Source organism: Qipengyuania sp. 902, assembly GCF_051195295.1.
In the GTDB taxonomy this organism is placed as follows: Bacteria; Pseudomonadota; Alphaproteobacteria; order Sphingomonadales; family Sphingomonadaceae; genus Qipengyuania.
The window spans coordinates 593,639-610,560 of record NZ_JBNJLJ010000001.1 but is presented as its reverse complement, the minus strand read 5'-3'; the positions used below and the strand labels follow the sequence as shown (position 1 = coordinate 610,560).

General features: G+C 64.9%; 17 protein-coding genes. 11 read left to right on the top strand and 6 right to left on the bottom strand.

Features of this window, described 5'->3' with window-relative positions:
- The first annotated feature begins 111 nt into the window (after positions 1-111).
- Together ACSH0F_RS02970 and ACSH0F_RS02965 are read left to right on the top strand one after the other, a co-directional pair.
- Positions 112-1,152, top strand: a complete 1,041-nt coding sequence (locus ACSH0F_RS02970; RefSeq protein WP_435199749.1) for a diacylglycerol/lipid kinase family protein — start codon at positions 112-114, stop codon at positions 1,150-1,152.
- On the top strand, positions 1,149-2,045 hold the full coding sequence (locus tag ACSH0F_RS02965; RefSeq protein WP_435199747.1) for a hypothetical protein: 897 nt from the start codon (positions 1,149-1,151) through the stop codon (positions 2,043-2,045). The genes ACSH0F_RS02970 and ACSH0F_RS02965 overlap by 4 nt, the downstream gene beginning before the upstream one ends.
- On the opposite strand, the gene ACSH0F_RS02960 is transcribed toward ACSH0F_RS02965, so the two are convergent.
- From ACSH0F_RS02960 to ACSH0F_RS02940, 5 genes are all read right to left on the bottom strand, one after another.
- Positions 2,036-2,536: a DUF2141 domain-containing protein gene (locus ACSH0F_RS02960; RefSeq protein ID WP_435199745.1), complete on the bottom strand. Its 501-nt coding sequence runs from the start codon at positions 2,534-2,536 to the stop codon at positions 2,036-2,038. The genes ACSH0F_RS02965 and ACSH0F_RS02960 overlap by 10 nt on opposite strands.
- Before the next feature lie 130 nt (positions 2,537-2,666).
- Entirely contained in the window at positions 2,667-4,334 is a 1,668-nt protein-coding gene (locus tag ACSH0F_RS02955) for an ABC transporter ATP-binding protein (protein ID WP_435199743.1), read from the bottom strand.
- Positions 4,331-6,121, bottom strand: a complete 1,791-nt coding sequence (locus ACSH0F_RS02950) for an asparagine synthase-related protein (protein WP_435199741.1) — start codon at positions 6,119-6,121, stop codon at positions 4,331-4,333. The genes ACSH0F_RS02955 and ACSH0F_RS02950 overlap by 4 nt, the downstream gene beginning before the upstream one ends.
- A 118-nt stretch (positions 6,122-6,239) precedes the next feature.
- Positions 6,240-6,386, bottom strand: a complete 147-nt coding sequence (locus ACSH0F_RS02945; RefSeq protein ID WP_435199739.1) for a hypothetical protein — start codon at positions 6,384-6,386, stop codon at positions 6,240-6,242.
- 24 nt (positions 6,387-6,410) lie between these two features.
- Positions 6,411-6,701 (bottom strand): PqqD family protein, encoded by a 291-nt coding sequence (locus ACSH0F_RS02940; RefSeq protein WP_435199737.1) that lies wholly within the window; start codon positions 6,699-6,701, stop codon positions 6,411-6,413.
- A 117-nt stretch (positions 6,702-6,818) separates the two neighbouring features.
- On the opposite strand from ACSH0F_RS02940, the gene rpe reads away from it, so the two are divergent.
- The 9 genes from rpe to ACSH0F_RS02895 all read left to right on the top strand — a co-directional run bounded on the left by rpe (position 6,819) and on the right by ACSH0F_RS02895 (position 15,963).
- On the top strand, positions 6,819-7,481 hold the full coding sequence (rpe, locus tag ACSH0F_RS02935) for a ribulose-phosphate 3-epimerase (protein WP_435199735.1): 663 nt from the start codon (positions 6,819-6,821) through the stop codon (positions 7,479-7,481).
- Positions 7,478-9,340: a heparinase II/III family protein gene (locus tag ACSH0F_RS02930; RefSeq protein ID WP_435199733.1), complete on the top strand. Its 1,863-nt coding sequence runs from the start codon at positions 7,478-7,480 to the stop codon at positions 9,338-9,340. Before rpe ends, ACSH0F_RS02930 begins: the two co-directional genes overlap by 4 nt.
- Before the next feature lie 5 nt (positions 9,341-9,345).
- Positions 9,346-10,932 (top strand): bifunctional phosphoribosylaminoimidazolecarboxamide formyltransferase/IMP cyclohydrolase, encoded by a 1,587-nt coding sequence (gene purH / locus ACSH0F_RS02925; RefSeq protein WP_435199731.1) that lies wholly within the window; start codon positions 9,346-9,348, stop codon positions 10,930-10,932.
- A 112-nt stretch (positions 10,933-11,044) separates the two neighbouring features.
- Complete coding sequence (locus ACSH0F_RS02920; RefSeq protein ID WP_435199729.1) at positions 11,045-11,176, top strand: hypothetical protein; 132 nt, start codon at positions 11,045-11,047, stop codon at positions 11,174-11,176.
- A gap of 56 nt (positions 11,177-11,232) precedes the next feature.
- Positions 11,233-11,856, top strand: a complete 624-nt coding sequence (gene msrA, locus ACSH0F_RS02915) for a peptide-methionine (S)-S-oxide reductase MsrA (RefSeq protein ID WP_435199727.1) — start codon at positions 11,233-11,235, stop codon at positions 11,854-11,856.
- 37 nt (positions 11,857-11,893) lie between these two features.
- Positions 11,894-12,355, top strand: coding sequence for a Fur family transcriptional regulator (locus ACSH0F_RS02910; RefSeq protein ID WP_278329093.1), 462 nt, complete (start codon positions 11,894-11,896; stop codon positions 12,353-12,355).
- A gap of 76 nt (positions 12,356-12,431) precedes the next feature.
- Complete coding sequence (dxs, locus tag ACSH0F_RS02905) at positions 12,432-14,354, top strand: 1-deoxy-D-xylulose-5-phosphate synthase (RefSeq protein ID WP_435199725.1); 1,923 nt, start codon at positions 12,432-12,434, stop codon at positions 14,352-14,354.
- On the top strand, positions 14,351-15,169 hold the full coding sequence (locus ACSH0F_RS02900) for an alpha/beta hydrolase (RefSeq protein ID WP_435199723.1): 819 nt from the start codon (positions 14,351-14,353) through the stop codon (positions 15,167-15,169). Before dxs ends, ACSH0F_RS02900 begins: the two co-directional genes overlap by 4 nt.
- Positions 15,166-15,963, top strand: coding sequence for a crotonase/enoyl-CoA hydratase family protein (locus ACSH0F_RS02895; RefSeq protein ID WP_435199721.1), 798 nt, complete (start codon positions 15,166-15,168; stop codon positions 15,961-15,963). The genes ACSH0F_RS02900 and ACSH0F_RS02895 overlap by 4 nt, the downstream gene beginning before the upstream one ends.
- A 72-nt stretch (positions 15,964-16,035) precedes the next feature.
- Here the strand turns inward: ACSH0F_RS02895 and ACSH0F_RS02890 are convergent, their stop codons facing one another.
- Positions 16,036-16,713, bottom strand: coding sequence for an NnrU family protein (locus ACSH0F_RS02890; RefSeq protein ID WP_435199719.1), 678 nt, complete (start codon positions 16,711-16,713; stop codon positions 16,036-16,038).
- Positions 16,714-16,922 lie beyond the last annotated feature (209 nt).

Here is a 16,922-nt window from a genome sequence, read left to right as displayed (position 1 = left end):
TTCGGTCTGGCTGTCGCTTTGGTTCACACACCTCGGCGCAAGCATGAGCTCTATCGCAGTCTTTTACCTCTAGGAATTGGCCCGTCTTAACGGTTAAGGCTCTGGGCGACCATGGATCAAACCGTCTACCGTTTCGACCCGCTGGCGATGACCGCAGCAGCCGAGGGGCGCCCTGCCGCGCCGACCAGGAGCAGCGGCGCGTCTATTTCGCGCGAGCCGCGGATCGGGGTGATCTACAATCCGCGCAGCCATCGCAACAAGGGCCAGGACCTCGACTGTACCGAGCGGCCCGGCATTACCGTGGCCCAGCCCGACCGGCGCGAGGATATTGCCAGCGCGCTTGCCGATTTTGCGCAGCAGGGCATCGACTATCTCATCATCAATGGCGGCGACGGGACCGTGCGCGATGTGCTGACGATGGGGCAGGCCGTGTTCGGCGAAACGTGGCCTGCTCTCGCGATCCTGCCCAAGGGCAAGACCAATGCCCTAAATGTCGATCTGGGCGCGCCTGCCGGGTGGAACCTGCCCGATGCGATCGCCGCCTATGCGACCGGCCGCCGGATTGTGCGCCGACCGCTGTCCGTGAAGCGCGAGGGCGCGGGCGACACCCCGATGCTCGGCTTCATCTTCGGGTGCGGCGCTTTCACGCTCGGTGTCGAGGTCGGGCAGGATGCGCATGACCTCGGGTTCTTCAATTCGCTCGCCGTCGGGGCGACGGGGGCCTGGGGCGTGCTGCAGGCGCTGTTCGGCAGCGATACCAACCGGTGGCGGCGCGGCACGCCGACGAAGCTGACCTATCTGCCGTCCGGCGAGCCGATGCCGCGGTCGGAGCATGGCGATCCCGGGCGGCGCACGCTGGTCCTCGCAAGTACGCTCGAAAAATTGCCGCTCGATATCAAGTTATTCGCACCGGGCGGCGAGGGCATCAGGCTGGCCGTGCTCGATACGGCACGGCGGCGGATCATGGGAATGGCCCCGGCGATTCTTCTGGGATGGCGACCCGAATGGCTGGCGAAAGGCGGCTTCCATCAGCTGTCCGCGGAAAGCTTTGCGATCGAGGTGGGGGAGCCGGTCATCCTCGACGGGGAAAGCTTCCCGCCAGGTACCTATGTCGTCGGACAGGGGCCCGAGCTAACCTTCATCGCCCCGTGACCGATGCGCTGGACGAGCGGGTGCGTGAGAGCCTTGCGCGCGATGTCCGCGAGGAAGTGGCCGTCTATGCGAGGATGCTCGGCGAAGAGGCGGACGCGCTCGGCGTGCTCTTCTATGGCTCGAACCTGCGGACCGGTTCGCTGGAGGGCGTGCTCGACTTCTACGTTCTCCTGCCGGGGCCGCAGCGCGAGCGGATCTGGCCGCGCGTGAGCTATCGCGAGTGGGACTATCGGGGTGAGGTCCTGCGGGCCAAGATCGCCACCCTGTCATTTGAGCAGTTTACCAAGGCAGCGCGCGGACAATCGCGCGACACGACGATCTGGGCTCGATTCGTCCAGCCGAGTGCATTGATCTGGGCGCGCGACGACGATCGACGAAAAGAGATCGCGGAATCAGTCTCGCAAGCGGCGCAAACCGCGGCTCGGCTGGCCGCTGCGCTAGGCCCGGAAAGCGGAACGGCAGGAGATTTCTGGCGAGCGCTGTTCCAGGCGACCTATCGCGCGGAATTCCGCGTTGAGAAGCCTGGGCGCGAGGACTCGATCCTGTCGGTCAACCGGGCGCATTTCGACGGGCTGTTGCCGCTGGCGTGGGAGGCTCAGGGGATCAAATTCACGCATGATGGCGAGCGCCTGTCGCCCAACCTTATCGCGCGGAGGAAGGCCGAAATCCTGCGCTGGTGGCATGCTCGCGCGCGTGCGGGCAAGGCGCTCAACCTGCTGCGGCTGGCCAAGGCGACGACGACTTTCGACGGCGCGGCGGACTATGCCGCCTGGAAGCTGCACCGGCACACCGGCATCGCGCTCGAAGTCACGCCATTCCGCGCAAAGCATCCGCTGCTTGCGGCGCCGGGCGCGCTGGTCGAGCTCTGGCGCAAGCGCCGCGCTCAGCGATAGCGCATCCGGATGCTGATCGATTCGACGCCCGATCCGACAGTGAAGGCGGTCTTCTTGTAGCTCGGTTTGCCGAGGTTGAAGATATTGATGCTGGGGTTGTTCGACATCGCTCCGCCGTCGGAGAAGATGTCGGTCTCGCCATTGCCGTTGATGTCGTGGCGCACGGCGATGCCATAGGTGCCGGGCCGCGGCACGGGCATGCAGAAGGTCATCGTGCCGGCCCGCGCAGGCGCTTCCATGCGATTGATCCAGCGGCCCTTCTCGAGCCAGTCTCCCTTGGTCCCGCGATAGCTCTGCACGCGGATCGTACCGCTCGATTCCTTGATGCCGGTGATGGTCACGCGCACGGCGGGCCCTGCGCCAGCGGCGCATTTTGCCGGGTTCTCGGTAATTTTCTGGCGATATTGCGCGGCGGCAGGCGCGGAGAATGCTCCAGCGGCAAGGGCAGCGGTGGCGGCAAGGCCGGTAAGGGTCTTCAAGCGACGTGTCATAACAATCCCTGTTGTCGTCTCTCGCGCCCGGTCGCGGGCGGAACGGGTGCGCAATCCGCGCACCTTCGATATGCTCCGTTTGTAGCCGGACAGCTCTGAATTGCGGCTGAACTTTTCAAGGACGCGGTGTTCAGGAAGGCAGGAGACATCCGTTTTCAAGCGCGAACCTGCGCGATGCCATTTCTGCCAGCCCTCCACGGTGACCGATGACGAGCACGGTGCATTTGCCTTCGAGCCCCGCTACCGCTTGCGCGATCTTTTCTTCGCTGGCCGGATCGACTGCGCTGGTCGCCTCGTCGAGGATGAGCAGGTCTGGCTCACGCAGCAGCGCCCGGGCGAGGGCGATCCGCTGGCGTTCCCCGCCAGAGAGCGCCCGGCCTGCTTCGCCGATCCGGCAATCGAAGCCGCCCGGTAGGTCGAGAACGAAGTCTGCCGATGCGCGGCGTAGGGCTTCGCAAATCTGGTGCTCGTCCGCCTCCGGCTCGGCCCAGCGCAGATTGTCGCGCACGCTTCCGGAAAACAGCACTGCATCCTGTTGGACATAGGCCACGCGCGATCGCCAAGCCTGCCGCGCCCCTCGCTCGAGCGGCACGCCATCGATAAGGACCGCTCCCCGGTCGGGGGACACGAGACCTGCGGCCAGATCGGCCACAGTGCTTTTCCCGGCGCCTGAGGGTCCTGTCAAAGCGGCAATCTGTCCCCGCGGAATATTCAGCGACACATCCATCAGAGCAATCCGGCCATCGGAATGGACGAAACGGACGTTCTGCAATTCCACTGAGCGGCGAAGGCGAGGGGTGCCGACCGGCCCTGTCTGCAGGGGTTCGGCGTTTTTCTCCGCTTCTCCGATAAGGGCTAGTGATTGCTCCAGCGAAGGTGCGGCATGGTTCCAGCCCTGCGCTGCAGCCTGGATCGATTCGACCAGCGGTATCGCGCGGACGGCAAGAGCGACGAATGCGAGCAGGATCGCAGACGACGCCGAAAACCCCTCGATGGCGAACCAGACGGCGATGGCCAGAAGTACTGCAGCGCCGATCTGTATAGCACTCCGCGCCGCCATGGTGGTCAGGATATAGCGCCGCTCGACCTGGCGCATCGCTTCGAATTCAAGCACCGTCCCGTCGACTTCCCGCCGTCCACGCGCGTGCATTTTTGCCAAGCGAAGCGCGGCAAGCCCCTCTTCCAGCTTCCGGTATATCCCCTCGTATCGCTGGACCAGCGCTTCTCCGATCCGTCGGGCATCGCGCCGTAGCCAGCGCAACAAAGCGAGTGCTGCGATGCCCGCCAGCACCATCCCGAGCGAGAACATCGGAGAAAGCGTAAGGCCTGCAATGGCAAGCGCGACGAGTGTTACGCCTGCCCGAAGGAGGCTGGTGAGGTACTGTACTGCCTCGCCGACCCGGTCGATCGATGTCACGATCATCGCCCTGTTGCGGCTCTGGGCCTGGCCCGAGAGGAAGCGCCAGTCAGCCCCGAAGAGCGCCGCGAGCGCGCGGCGGCGCAACCCGTCGACGATCGAAACCGTTACGCGCTGGGCTAGCAAGGCGCGGGCGATCTCGGTGCCGGCCCGCACGGCCACCAGCACCACGTATATCGCCAGTAAAATTGCGAGGGGCACCTGCGTCAGCTCGAAGGGCAGTTGCGTGAAACGTGTTTCGCCGGACAAAAGGATTAGCAATGGCACCAGCAGGACGACGCCCAAGCCCTCGGTCGCCGCGCCAATGACCGCGAGCGCGCCGAGCACTACCAGGTCCTTGCGTCCGGCAAGTTCGACCAGCTCTTTCGCTGCCGAACTCATATGGAGTTGCTGCCACTGCTGCGTGCGATCATGCGCCCTGCGGCTATCGCGGCCGGCAAACCTGCCGAGCAGAATGCCTGATCGGACGGGGTCAGCTCGGCCTTGCCATCCAGCTCGCGCAGGCGCTCGGCCATGCCCATCGTATCGATCACCCGCGGTATCTCGGGATGCTCCGCCATCAGCTCCAGTTCCGCCAGAAGCTCGGGACGAGCGCGGAGAATCCTAGCGCGCGCATCTGCCGGACCGAATTCGGGCAGCTGCCGGAGCCGCTGTTCCTCCGGCATCGCTCCGCGCGCGAGCTCGCGCGCAAGATGACGGGTCTCGCCATCTTTCAAGAAGGCGGAGGCGGGTAGCGAGAGGCAGGCTTCGGTCAACGCCCGCGTTATCGTGGGGTCGCGATAGGGAAGGCCATGACGCGCTTCGAGCGCCTTGAGCGCATCGCTTCGGCCGAGATCGTCTTCTGCCGCCAGCAGTTCCGCCGTCTCGCGTGGATCGGGCGGCCTTGCTTTTGAGGTGAACTGGTGCCGCAGCCAGCGACTGTCATCCAGGCCGAGGCTCTGCCGCGCGCCCCGGGCGATGCCCAGATCGGCGAAATACCGCTCGGTCGCTTTTGCATCCCGTCTCGAAGGCATCATTGGGCGCAGGACAAGCGAGGCAAGCCGGCGCCATAATGGCCGTCGATCATTTTGCCGCAAGCGAAGCTCTTTCGCCAAACGCCGCCATTGCAGGGATCGGAACCAGTGGCGATACGCCCAGCTACCGCTTGCACTGATCGTCGAATTGCCCTCGTCCCCGCCAAGCATCACGGTGCAGCCTGCGGCGGCGGCGCGGGCCATGCACCGGTCGAGCTGATATACGAGCGCCATCTCGCGCGGCGCGCAGCGGGAGATGGCGAGCAAATCATCCAGCGGCGCGCGAAAATCGGTGCCTTCGGCCCGAACGATGTCCAGCTCGATGCTTCCCTCATGGAATTGGGTGAAGGCTTCTGCCGCTTGCGCTTCGTCGGTGACCCAGTCGCCGGGCGGCGCTGTGGCGGCACCTTTTTCCGGTGCATAGCACCAAGCTTTAAACGCGCGTTCGCCCGGCAAATCATCGGCAGATCGCAGCGCGCTGTCGGCTACCAGACCGGAATCGAGTCCACCGGACAGGGACAGCGCGACGGCAGCATGTCCGTCGATAGCCGAGGCAACCGAGCGATCGAGCAAGGTGCGAATTGCGCGCACATGATTACCATCGGGAGTGTCGGCGATGTTCGGCCCCGGATAGCGCCACACGTTTTCGGCTCGGCCTTGGTCCGGACGAACGAGGATCGCTTGGCCAAGCGGGACGCGATGCGTTTCAGTATACCACCCACGAGCGGAATAATCCTGGTCTCCAGCCAAAGCGGCGGCCTGAAGTCCGGTATCGAGCTGGCCCAGCGCACCATATCCCGGAATTTCCAGCGAGCGCAGCAGCGAAGCTGCCGCGACAAGCGAGTTGCACCGCCGCCAGTGGAGCGGGGGCGCTGCCAATGGACTGCGCGCCAGCCTCAGCGTCTCGCCATCCGTAGCGATGGCCGCGTAATGGCCGTCGCACATGGTATCGGCATTTTCGCCCCAGCTCTTCAGCGCGTGGCAATAGAGCAGCGCGACGGGCGTATCGGACGCAAGGCCCAGCTGTCGAAGCAAGTCGGCCCTATTGGACAGCCAGCCGTCGAATGCGACGGTAAGCCCGTCATGGCGCGCGATGGCAGATCGCCATGTTCCCGGCTCGCTCCAGCCGGCAAATGCACCATTTCCGCCGTGCATTTGATCGACCCGGCGCAGAGGCGAGCTTCCGAGAGTAATGGCAAGTCTGGCGGGATCGACGGATGACAGAGCCGAGAGGCAGGCCGCAATCATCTGTCGGGCCGGAGTATTCTATCGCTCAGGTTGGAATGCGATTCGCATTGATGCCGTTGACCAGAGTGCCACCCTTGGGTCCTGCGATTTCGCGGATCGTTCCCAGGCGCACAAGGTCGGGCGCTGCCCATTCGCGCTTGGCTGTCTTGATTGGGGCTTGCCGGTCTGTCATCGATATTCCTCTGCCAGCTCAATATCATGAATGGTTGGCGGATGAAAGGTTCGTATCGGCGACCAACGCCGCGTCCCTGAGCTGCGCGACGAAACGCGCTACGTCGCGTTGCAATTGCTTCTCTTCGACGGAGTAGCCGCGTGCGACTGTATCCGCGATTTCGTCCAGCGTTTGCTCCCCGTCGATCAGCCGCCAGATCTCGCGCGCAGTTCCCGACAGCGAGAACAGTTCGCCGCCGTCGAGATCGACCAGGAGGATTTCGTCGTCGATCTCGGTCTCGACATAATTGGCGGTGATCTTGCGCGGCTTGGTCATAAACCGACCCTAGGCGCATCGCGCGATGTGGAAAAGGCATGGTGGCTCGCTTGTTAACCGCCGTTTCGCGCGCGTAGGGCTGGCCGAGGCTCACACGCGACCAAGGCCCGCGCCCGCATGACCCAACCGTTGATCTCCCCTTCCATCCTCTCGGCCGATTTCGCGCGGCTGGGCGACGAGGTGCGCGCTATCGACGAAGCGGGGGCGGACTGGATCCATGTCGACGTGATGGACGGGCATTACGTGCCCAACATCACCATCGGCCCGGCGGTGGTGAAGGCGCTGCGCCCGCACACCGACAAGCCGTTCGACGTGCATTTGATGATCGCGCCGATCGATCCCTATCTCGAAGCTTTCGCCGAAGCCGGTGCGGACATCATCACCGTCCATCCCGAAGCCGGGCCGCATATCCACCGCACGCTGCAGGCGATCCGCGGGCTCGGCAAGAAGGCCGGCGTGGTGCTCAATCCGGGCACGCCCGCCAAGATGCTCGACTATCTCATCGATGAAGTCGACCTCGTGCTGGTGATGAGCGTCAATCCCGGGTTCGGCGGGCAAAGCTTCATCCATTCGCAGCTGCGCAAGGTGGAGGCGATCCGCAAGATGATCGACAGGACCGGGCGGGATATCCACCTCGAAGTCGATGGCGGCGTCAATGAAGAAACCGCGCGACTGTGCGTCGATGCGGGCGCGGATGTGCTGGTCGCCGGCTCGGCCACTTTCAAGGGCGGGCCTGGGCAATATGCCGCGAACATCGCCGCGCTGAAGGGCGACCAATGAGCGAAGGCGTCCACACGCTGCTGCGCGAGGACGACCGCACGCTCGACACCGCCGATGCGCTCGCCCTGCCGCTGGGCGATGCGGACGAACCACTGGTCACCGACGGCGAGGCTGTGGCGGCGGGCGACATGCCGCAGGAGCCCGGACGGGCGCTTGCTCTCTCGGATTTCAAGCCTCCGCAAGCCGGGCCGGTCGATGCCGCGCTGCGCTGGGCATACCGGCTGGGCGTGCCCGGCAGCTTGCTGGCGGCGCCGCTGCGCAAGCCCGCCGCGCCGCGGATGCTCGGCACGGTCATGTCGCCGCTGGAGGGCGACCGGGCCGCAGGCATGGCGCTGCGGGCGGGGCAGTTGCAGGTCCATGGGCTCAAGGCGCCGATCGACAAGGTCGATTTCGCCAGCTCCGCGCCGCTGACTCCGCCGTTCCTGCGCGTGGTCCACGGCTTCACCTGGTTGCGCGATCTCTCCGCCTGTGCCCCGCGCGAAGAATGCGCGCCGATTGCCGAGCGGGCCTTGCGCAAATGGCTCAAGGCCAATCCGGCACCGGGCAAGGGCGCGGCCTGGACCGTGGAGAATGCGGGCCTCCGCCTGCTCGGCTGGTTCGTCCACGCGCCGCTGATTCTGTCGGGCGATCCCGCTGCGCGAGCGCGGATGCTGGAGCAGATGGAAACGACTGCGCGCTGGCTCGATCGCAATGTCACGAGCGCCGGCGACCTGCTGGGCCAGGTCGCGGGCTGGTGCGCGATCACGGCAGCCGGACTGTTGCTGCCCGATGGCCGTCCGCGCCGGCTCTACAGCGAAGCTGGCCTGCTCCGCGCGCTCGGCGAACTGGTGAGCGACGATGGCGGGGTCCTCTCGCGCAGCCCCTTGGCACAGATGGAAGCGATCGCGCTGCTGGTCGACCTCAAGGCGTGTTACGATGCGGTCGATCGCGACCCTCCCGCCGCGCTGGAGACCATGATCGCGCTGCTGGTCCCGCCGCTGCTCACGCTGCGCATGGGCGACCGGGCGCTCGGCAGCTGGCAGGGTGCGGGCAAAACCTCTGCCGCCCGGCTCGATGCGCTGATCGAGGCGACCGGCGTGCGCGCCCGTCCGGCCAAAGATACGCGCCACTGGGGATACCAGCGCGTCGACGCCGGCAAGAGCGTGCTGGTGCTCGACGCCGCGCCGCCGCCGCGCCCGCGCCACGCCCGCCACGGTTGCGCCTCGACACTGGCCTTCGAATTCTCCGCGAAGCAACAGCGCATTATCGTCAACTGCGGCGGCGCGGAGCTGGCGGGCGGTCAGGTGCCGATCCGCATCGAGCAGGGGCTGCGCGGAACGGCCGCGCATTCGACGCTGGTGCTGGACGATGCCAATTCCACCGCCGTGCTGATCAAGGGCCAGATCGGCAAGGGCGTCGAGGAAGTCGATATCGCCCGCACCGTCGTGAAACAGCGCGGGCGCGACGCCACGCGGCTGGAGGCGGCGCATAATGGTTACGCCGCGCGCCACGGCCTGCTGCACCGGCGCATCCTGCTGCTCTCGGCAGATGGCGAGGAATTGCGCGGCGAGGACCTGCTCGAACCGTCGGGCAAGGAGGGCAAGCGGGGCAAGATCGCCTTCGCGATCCGCTTCCATCTCGGTTACGGGATCGAGGCTGGCCTATCGGAAGACAATCGCGGCGCGGGCCTCCCCCTGCCGGACGGCAGCTACTGGCAATTCCGGCTCGGCGGCGATAGCGGCGAAGCGAAAATGACGCTCGAAGACAGCCTGTGGGTCGATGGCCATGGCCGCCCGCGGGCGACGAAACAGCTGGTCGTCGAAGGACTGACGCCGCGCAGCGGGGGGCGTTTCCCCTGGCTGCTGAAACGCATGGGATGAATTCAATGGCGGATGTGGCAATCAAGCGGGCACTGCTCTCGGTGTCCGACAAGAGCGGTTTGGTAAAGCTCGGCAAGGCGCTGGCCGCCAAGGGCGTAGAGCTGGTCTCGACCGGCGGCACGGCGAAGGCGCTGCGCGAGGCAGGGCTGGAAGTGAAAGACGTTTCCGACCTCACCGGCTTTCCCGAGATGATGGACGGTCGGGTCAAGACGCTGCACCCGATGGTCCATGGCGGCCTCCTCGCCGTGCGCGACAATCCGGATCATGCCGCCGCGATGGAGGAGCATGAGATCGGCGCCATCGATCTGGTGGTGGTCAATCTCTACCCGTTCGAGGCGACCGTGGCGAAGGGTGCGGAACGCGACGAGATCATCGAGAATATCGATATCGGCGGTCCGAGCATGGTGCGCAGCGCCGCTAAGAACCACCAGTTCGTCACCATCGTCACCGATCCGGCGGATTACGATACGCTGCTGGGCGAGCTGGATGCGAACGGCGCGACCAGCCTCGATTTCCGGCGCAAATGTGCGGCCAAGGCGTTTGCCGCAACCGCTGCCTACGATAGCATGATCAGCCAGTGGTTCGCTTTCGCCGACCAGCAGCAGACTTTCCCCGATTTCCTGGCGGTCAACGGCAAGGCGCCGGTCGAGCTGCGTTATGGCGAGAACCCGCACCAGAAGGCAGCACTCTATACGCCCGTCGGACCTCATGCGCGCGGCATCGCGCAGGCCGAGCAGCTGCAGGGCAAGGAGCTCAGCTACAACAATTACAACGATGCCGATGCCGCGCTGGAACTGTGCGCCGAATTCAAGGGCGGCGATCCTGCAGTGGTCATCGTCAAGCACGCCAACCCTTGCGGCGTGGCGCAAGGCGCGACTTTGCTTGACGCGTGGAACGAAGCACTGGCGTGCGACAGCGTCTCGGCCTTCGGCGGCATCGTCGCCGTCAACGCCGAGCTCGACGGCGAAACGGCGGCGGCGATCTGCGAGATCTTCACCGAAGTCGTCATCGCTCCCTCGGTGACCGATGAGGCGCGCGTGGCTTTCGCCAAGAAGAAGAACCTGCGCCTGCTGGTCACCGGCGATTTGCCGGATCCGCGCCGCGGCGGGCTGAGCGTCAAGCCGATTACCGGCGGCCTTCTGGTCCAGACGCGCGACAATGGCGCGATCGGCGAGGCCGAGCTGAAGGTCGTGACCGAACGCGCACCGAGCGAGCAGGAACTGAAGGATTGCCTCTTCGCCTGGACCGTGGCGCGGCACGTGAAGTCGAATGCGATCGTCTATGCCAAGGATGGCGCCACTGCCGGGATCGGCGCGGGCCAGATGAACCGCCGCGATTCGTCGCGCATCGCCGCGCTCAAGGCCGCCGAAGCGGCTGAGAAATACGGTTGGGAGCAGAGCCGCGCTGTCGGGAGCGCGGTGGCATCGGATGCCTTCTTCCCCTTCGCCGACGGCTTGCTCGCTGCCGCCGAAGCGGGCGCGACAGCGATTATCCAGCCGGGCGGTTCGATCCGCGACGACGAGGTTATCGCCGCCGCCAACGAACGCGGCCTCGCCATGGTCTTCACCGGGATGCGCCACTTCCGCCATTGAGGGCCCATTCAGCTTGCGGGCTGATCGGCTGAATAGTTCACAACCATCGCATTAAGCATGTCGCAATTGCGGCAGGTGTAACCATGTGGGCAAGACTGACGAAAGACCCACCATGCAACTCTTCACCCCCGACCTCTATCGCAATTTCGGCATCGGTTTCGCTGCCGGAGCCCTTGCCATTGCCATCGCCGGTGGAGGCGAGATACTTGCCGCCGTCCCGCAGCTCGTGGCGTCGATCTTCTAATGAAGCTTCGCGCCACTCTCCTTGCGGCTGCGCTTTCCTTCGGCGCGAGCGCCTGCATGCAGCCCGCCATTGCCGCCGAAACGGTGGTGGAGGCGCCGCAGGCCAAGCGCATCGCCAAGGAAGGCAGCGGCCTCAAGACCGCGATCTTCGCCGGTGGGTGCTTCTGGGGCGTCGAAGGCGTGCTCAGCCACGTGAAGGGCGTGAAGAGCGCCGTTTCCGGCTACCACGGCGGTACCGAGCGGCAGGCCGATTACAAGCTCGTGTCCAGCGGCGTGACCGACCATGCCGAAGCGGTGAAGGTCGTCTACGACCCAAAGGTCATTCGCTACGACCAGCTGCTGCGCATCTTTTTCTCTGTCGTGACCGATCCGACCCAGCTCAACCGCCAAGGGCCGGATACCGGCGCGCATTATCGCAATGCCCTCGTCCCGCTTTCGGCGGAGCAGAACGCGGTTGCCAAGGCCTATCTCGGCCAGCTGAAGGCAGCGAAGCTGTGGGACAAGCCGATCGTCACGAAGATCGAGCGGGCGCAGGCCTTCTACGATGCCGAAACCTATCATCAGGATTTCATGCTGAAGAACCCGCGCCACGGCTATATCGTGAGCTGGGATGCGCCGAAGGTCCGCGCGCTGAAGGCGATGTATCCGGGCGTCTACAGCGCGAAGTTCCAGCCGAACTGACTTGATAGCTTTGTGAGGCGGGCTTACCTCTCGCCCCATGAGCGGCCATTCCCACAAAGAGCATGAAGGCGACGCGCTGATCGACGCTGCGCGCCACACCCTGACCGAACATGGCGAGCAATGGACCGGCATGCGCCAGTCCGTGTTCGAGGAACTCGCGAAGCACGACCGGCCCGCCAGCGCCTACGACATCGCCGACAATCTCTCCGCCTCGCGCGGGAAGCGGGTCGCGCCCAACAGCGTCTATCGCATCCTCGACTTGTTCGTGCGCAACAATCTCGCCAACCGGATCGAGAGCGCCAATGCCTATCTCGTCAATACCCATCCCGGGTGCCGGCACGATTGCATCTTCCTGATCTGCGACGATTGCGGGAAAGCCACCCATCTCGACGACGAGCGCGTGACGGGCACGCTGCGCGATGCGGGCAAGGCGGCGGGCTTTACCGACGTGCGACCGGTGGTCGAACTACGCGGGTTGTGCGACGATTGCGCGGCCTGACGCGGGCGGCGAAGCGGGTCATTCGCCTGTCAAACCGTTCATCGACAGGTCGGATGTGCGAGTGTAAGGCATTCGTATGAATACCCGTCCCAAGACGCCGCTGCTCGACACGGTCGACACTCCCGACGATCTCCGCAAGCTCAAGAAAGAGCAATTGCGCCAACTTTCCGACGAACTTCGGGAAGAAATGATCGATGCCGTGGGCACGACCGGCGGGCATCTCGGGTCGGGTCTCGGCGTGGTAGAACTGACCACCGCGATCCACTATGTTTTCGACACCCCGACCGACAAGCTTGTGTGGGACGTCGGCCACCAGTGCTACCCGCACAAGATCCTCACCGGGCGGCGCGATCGCATTCGCACCCTGCGCCAGGGTGGGGGCCTCAGCGGCTTCACCAAGCGCGCGGAGAGCGAATACGATCCCTTCGGCGCGGCGCACAGCTCCACCTCGATCAGCGCGGCGCTCGGCTTTGCCATGGCCAACAAGATGCAGAACCGCCCGGGCCGCGGCATCGCAGTGATCGGCGATGGCGCGATGAGTGCTGGCATGGCCTATGAGGCGATGAACAATGCCGAACAGGCGGGCAACCGCCTGGTGGTGATCCTCAACGACAACGACATGTCGATCGCTCCGCCGGTGGGCGGCCTGTCCGCCTATCTCGCGCGCATGGTGTCGAGCAGCGAATATCTCGGCCTGCGGTCCATGGCCTCCAAGATCGCCCGCAAGATGGGCCGCCGCGTTTGGGGCGGGCTCGAAAAGGCGGAAGAATACGCCCGCGGCATGGTGACCGGCGGGACCATGTTCGAAGAGCTCGGCTTCTATTATGTCGGCCCGATCGACGGGCACAATCTCGACCACCTCATCCCGGTGCTGGAAAACGTCCGCGACAGCGAGCAGGGCCCGGTGCTGATCCATGTCGTGACCACGAAGGGCAAGGGCTATGCTCCGGCCGAAAACAGTGCCGACAAATATCACGGCGTCGCCAAGTTCGATGTGGTTACCGGCGAGCAGAAGAAGTCCAGCGGCGGTCCGCCCGCCTACCAGAACGTCTTCGGCGAAACGCTGGCCAAGCTCGCTGACAAGGACCCGCGCATCTGCGCCATCACCGCTGCCATGCCGAGCGGGACGGGCGTCGACAAATTCGCGAAGGCGCATCCCGACAAGGCCTTCGATGTCGGTATTGCCGAACAGCATGGCGTGACCTTTGCGGCGGGCCTAGCAGCAGAAGGCATGCGCCCTTTTGCCGCGATCTATTCGACCTTCCTCCAGCGCGCCTACGACCAGGTGGTGCACGACGTGGCGATCCAGAACCTGCCCGTGCGCTTCGCAATCGACCGCGCCGGACTCGTCGGGGCCGACGGCTGCACGCATGCGGGCAGCTTCGACATCACCTATCTCGCCACTCTGCCCAATATGGTCGTGATGGCCGCCGCCGACGAGGCGGAGCTGGCCCACATGACCTACACTGCCGCCGAGTATGACGACGGCCCGATCGCCTTCCGCTATCCGCGCGGCAGCGGCACGGGCGTGGAAATTCCGGAGAAGCTCGAGAAGCTCGAAATCGGCAAGGGCCGGATCGTGCGCGAAGGCACTAAGGTCGCCATCCTGTCGCTCGGTGCGCGGCTGGAGGAGGCGAAGAAGGCCGCCGACCAGCTCGAAGCCAAGGGCCTTTCGACCACCGTCGCCGACCTGCGCTTCGCCAAACCCCTCGACACCGCGCTGATCGAGAAACTGATGCGCAGCCACGAGGTGGTGGTCACGGTCGAGGAAGGCGCCATCGGCGGCCTCGGCGCGCATGTGCTGACCTACGCCAGCGACAACGGGCTGACCGATGCGGGGCTGAAAGTGCGCACCATGCGCCTGCCCGACGTGTTCCAAGACCAGGACGATCCGGCGAAACAGTACGACGAGGCAGGTCTGAACGCGCCGCATATTGTCGACACGGTGCTGAATGCTCTCAGGCACAACAGTGCGGGCGTGGAAGAGGCGCGGGCTTGAACCGACCGATCCGCGTCATTGTGTGGATCCTCGTTTTTCTCGCTACAGCCTACCTTGCGATCCTGATCATCCTGTGGAGCCAACAGGGTCGGTTTCTCTACCCCGCACCACGCACGATCGGCCCGACGACGGGTGGGTTTGAGGAAATCAGCTATCGCACCGAAGACGGGCTGAGCCTCAGGGCGGGCTATCGCACCGCAGAGCCGGGGAAAACGACCCTCTTATATTTTCATGGCAATGGGGCCGATTGGGTATCGAGCGTGGTCGCGACCGATCGATTGGTGCCTGCCGGTTACGGCGTCCTTGCAGCGGAATATGGTGGCTATCGCGGCAATCCCGGCACGCCGAGCGAGGAAGGACTTTATCGGGACGGCAGGGCTGCGTTGGAATATCTATCCGCCCAGGGGGTTGATGGAGGCGAGATCGTGATCGTCGGAAATTCAATCGGTTCGGGGGTAGCGGTCCAGATGGCTGGCGAAACCGATCCTTTAGCGCTTGTCCTCATCTCGCCTTTTGCGAGCCTTTCCGAGTTGGTCGGTGCGAAATTTCGCTGGCTGCCGACCGGCCTGTTGCTTCGGGACAGATATGAGAATGCGACCAAACTGGCCAACATCCACAGCGACATTTTGATACTGCACGGCGATGCCGACAGCCTCATCCCGCATGCCCATGCAGAGCGGCTTGCCGCTGCTAATCCGCGCGCGCAGCTGAAGATTTTTCCGGGAGTCGGACACGACCTTGCTTGGCACGATGAAGCGGAGGAAGCCGTCCTGCGGTTCCTGCGCGAGCCGATTATTAGAGAGGGAAGCTCATGACCTTGCTCACCACCCACACCGCCGACCACGTCACCACGCTCACCCTCAATCGCCCCGACACGATGAATCCGCTCGGTGCATCGGGCGACGGGGATGCCTTTGCGGCGGCCTGCGATGCGATCAACGCCGACATGGACGTGCGCTGCGTGATACTCACCGGGGCGGGGCGGGCGTTCAGTGCGGGCGGCGACATCAAGGCGATGAAGGAGCGGACCGGGGCCTTCGGCGGGACCGCGCCGGAAATCTCCGATGGCTATCGCAACAACATCCATAAGGTGCTGCGCGCGCTCTACGGCCTGCGCGTGCCGCTGATCGCGGCGGTCAACGGGCCGGCGATCGGGCTGGGGTGCGACCTCGCCTGTCTGGCCGACATGCGCATCGCTTCAGACAAGGCGAAGTTCGGCGTCACCTTCCTCAAGCTCGGCATCATCCCGGGCGATGGCGGCACCTGGATCCTGCCACGGATCATCGGCGAGGCGCGTGCGGGGGAGCTCTTCTACACCGGCGACGTGATCGACGCCGCGACGGCGCAGGATTGGGGCCTCGTCAGCCGCGTGGTCGAAGGCGAGGCGCTGATGGACGAAGCCCGCATGCTCGCGAGCAAGGTCGCGGCCATGCCCCCGCATGCGCTCCGGCAGGCGAAGAATCTCATTCGGCAGGGGCGCTCGGTCAGCTACGACACCGCACTCGAAATGGCGGCGAATACACAGGCGCTGATGCACCTGACCGAGGATCACATGGAAGGCGTCGACGCGCTGATGGAGAAGCGGTCCCCCAAGTTCACCGGTAGCTGAGTCTTAGTCGTCCTACCGCTTCGCTACTTGAGGACATCTTCGTCGTCCTACCGCTTCGCTACTTGAGGACGGTCACACCCAGCGAAACACACCCGCCGGGATACCGCCCAGCGGCAGGTGCACCCACATCAGCACACCCCAGGCGAGCAGGGCTGCGAGCCAGCCTTTCCAGCCGAGCGCGCCAAGCTTCGACAAACGCGGGACGAAGCTCGTCTTGGCTTCCCATGCGAGCCACGCATCGCCCATCTGGCCGCGCTTCTTCGCGTCCTGAAGCTTGGCGCCGACCAGCGCGAGGACGAGGATCGCCCCTGCGACGATCAGCGTTCGCGTGCTCCACCACAGCATGATGTGCGACAAGGCCCAGAGCGCGAAGCCCCACATCATCGGATGGCGCGTCACGAGGAACGCTCCCGCCGGTCCCGCCCGCGCTGCCGCCTCCGCTCCCGGCATCGGCATTGCCGGATTGCGCGGCGTCATCGCGCCGAGGAAGAGCGCCAACGCTGGAAGGGTGAGAATGGTCGCGACGGCCCAGCCGACTTCGCCCGAGCCGCCCAAATCAGCCGGTGGGGCGTCCTTGAAGGCAAAATACATCCACACCATGCAGGCGATGGCCACGGCATTGTAGACCAGCATGAAGCCGGTTTCGCGCAACGCCGAGACGAGCGGCGCGCGCAGGGGATGCGATAGTGCGAAGTGTGTGCTGACGAAGGCCACCGATGCGGCGAGAAGCGAAACGAGAGCCTGATCCATCACCCACTCCTATGTTTACAGCGTCAACATAGATAGCAGACCTTAACCTTTTTGCAAGCGCCGCTTTGCGTCAGACGAATGGGGTCGGGTTCTTTCCTACAGTCCGGGCCACGGTGTACGGATATCGGCTGAGGCGCAAAACAATCGAAGCATGCCCCCCGGGGGCGAGACGGCTTTCAATGATCGCCCGGCTTGGGGAAAAGACAAAG